This window comes from Kaistella sp., assembly GCF_032060305.1.
GTDB lineage: Bacteria > Bacteroidota > Bacteroidia > Flavobacteriales > Weeksellaceae > Kaistella > Kaistella yananensis.
Genome location: NZ_DAMBHK010000078.1, coordinates 1 through 1,718, shown reverse-complemented (window position 1 = coordinate 1,718; position 1,718 = coordinate 1). Strand labels below are relative to the sequence as shown.

Below are 1,718 nucleotides of genomic sequence, written 5' to 3'. Positions count from 1 at the left end.
AAATGATTATAAAATCTATATAAATATTACTTAAACCAAAAACCAAATATAATTATGAGCAAAAAATTTAAAAGTCAGCATGAGCATGACGCGTATGTTGCGGAGAAAAAAAAGAATAAAACAATCTGGGGTGTAATCATGGCGTCGTCTTTGGGAACGCTCATCGAATGGTACGATTTCTACATTTTCGGGAGTTTGGCGGTAGTTCTCGCCACCAAATTCTTTCCGGCAGATAATCCAACCGCAGCATTTCTTTCTACCCTAGCCACCTTCGCGGCAGGATTTGTGGTAAGACCTTTTGGCGCGCTGTTTTTCGGCAGACTTGGAGACATTATCGGAAGAAAATACACTTTCCTGGTAACGCTGCTGATCATGGGTTTCTCCACCTTTCTTATCGGATGTGTACCGAGTTTCGAAACCATTGGTTATGCCGCGCCTGTTTTGGTGTTAATTCTGAGACTTTTACAGGGACTTGCTCTTGGTGGAGAATACGGTGGCGCCGCAACCTACGTCGCTGAATATTCGCAGCCTCATCGCCGTGGTTATTGGACTTCATGGATACAGACCACCGCTACCGCAGGTCTGTTTATCTCACTCATTGTTATTCTGGTAACCAAAACCTCGCTAACTCCTGACGAATTCGACAGTTGGGGCTGGAGAATACCGTTCTGGATTTCAATTCTGATGGTCGGGGTTTCTTACGTCATCCGAAGAAATATGAAGGAATCACCTTTGTTTGCGCAGGCAAAAAAAGAAGGAAAAACCTCAACCAACCCTCTGAAAGAAAGCTTCGGTAATAAGCTGAATTTCAAGTTCGTGCTTCTTGCTCTTTTCGGAGCGGTAATGGGACAGGGTGTAATTTGGTACACCGGACAGTTTTACGCCATGAGTTTCATGCAAAAAGTGATGAATATAGATTCTGCACAGGTGGATTCCATGATGGCTCTGGCGCTGTTCCTGGGAACTCCTCTATTTATTCTGTTCGGTTGGCTCTCCGACAAAGTCGGCAGAAAACCCATCATGATGATTGGGATGTTGATCGCCATTATTGCTTACAGACCCATTTACAAAACCATGTACACCGCTGTAAATATTGAAGACAAAGTACTGGCAGAAAAAGGTCTTGTGGAAAAAAGAACCGCCAAAGCCCATGAAAAAATTGCAGGAGACAGCCTTATCAGTTTCCACACAGAAAAAACATTTACAGACGGAACTTTGCTGAAACGCGACAGTATTGTGCACTGGGCTGCAGCAGGACCGGTGATGACCAACGGAAAAGCGGAAGCACCACTGATTAAAGAAAGCATTACGGTAAATCCGGATACGCGGTGGCTACTGATATTTCTGGTATTTGTGCAGGTGGTTTTCGTAACGATGGTTTACGGCCCAATCGCCGCTTTTCTGGTAGAAATGTTCCCAATCCGCATTCGCTACACCTCCATGTCACTGCCCTATCACATCGGTAACGGAATATTTGGCGGTCTGCTGCCGGCAGTAGCTACTTATCTGGTGACTTCGGGCAAAGATGCAGGGCACGCCGAATGGTATCTTGAGGGACTTTGGTACCCGATCATTGTAGCGGCAGTATGTCTGGTAATTGGTACGCTTTACCTTAAAACCAAAAATAAAAGTCTTGAAGAAGACCACCAGTAAACCAACAAAAACAAATCCCGGAAACCTGAAAATTACCACACCGTTGTCCCCGGTTTCCGGATTTT

Annotated in this window: 1 protein-coding gene; it reads left to right on the top strand. The window is 44.8% G+C overall.

Annotation, left to right across the window (positions count from 1 at the left end):
- The first annotated feature begins 54 nt into the window (after nucleotides 1–54).
- Nucleotides 55–1,653, top strand: a complete 1,599-nt coding sequence (locus V5N63_RS10035; protein ID WP_332033831.1) for an MFS transporter — start codon at nucleotides 55–57, stop codon at nucleotides 1,651–1,653.
- Nucleotides 1,654–1,718: the final 65 nt, after the last annotated feature.